Origin of the sequence: Pseudomonas sp. KB_15, assembly GCF_052114525.1 — a bacterium.
In the GTDB taxonomy this organism is placed as follows: Bacteria; Pseudomonadota; Gammaproteobacteria; order Pseudomonadales; family Pseudomonadaceae; genus Aquipseudomonas.
The window spans coordinates 1-424 of record NZ_JBFREX010000245.1 but is presented as its reverse complement, the minus strand read 5'-3'; the positions used below and the strand labels follow the sequence as shown (position 1 = coordinate 424).

1 protein-coding gene is annotated in these 424 nt (G+C 72.9%); it reads right to left on the bottom strand.

Annotated elements, in window-relative coordinates; all coding sequences use genetic code 11:
- A partial coding sequence (locus tag AB4Z35_RS30700; RefSeq protein ID WP_442101259.1) for a hypothetical protein occupies positions 1-293 on the bottom strand: 293 nt, incomplete at its 3' end.
- Positions 294-424 lie beyond the last annotated feature (131 nt).

Sequence of the window (424 nt, the reverse complement as noted above, 5' to 3'; positions counted from 1 at the left end):
GCCAGCACCGTGTTGCCCACCACATCGATCCGTGCGATGTCGAAGGTGGCCGAAGTCTCCGCCACGTCCTCGACGCGCGCGTCGGGCGCCACCACGACGCCACTGTCGATGCGGGCCGGCGGCTGCGTCGCCTCGCGCTCGAGGTCGCGCTGGCGCTGCTCCCGCAGCAAACGCTGGGCGGGGTCTTCCGGAACGATGGGGCCCGGCGGCAGCGCCTGCGCCCAGGCCGCCGTGGCGGCCGTCCAGGCTGCCGCCCATGCCACTGCGTGCCGGGTGCTCATCGCCATGCCCATGACGTCAGCCCCACATGGCTTTCGATGCTGACCGGGTCCTGCTGGCGGGGCCGCACCACCGTGGTGTTCCCGGCCACCGTCACGTCACCGTCCAGGCTACCGCCATCGATCACGGCGTCGCCGCTCAGGCG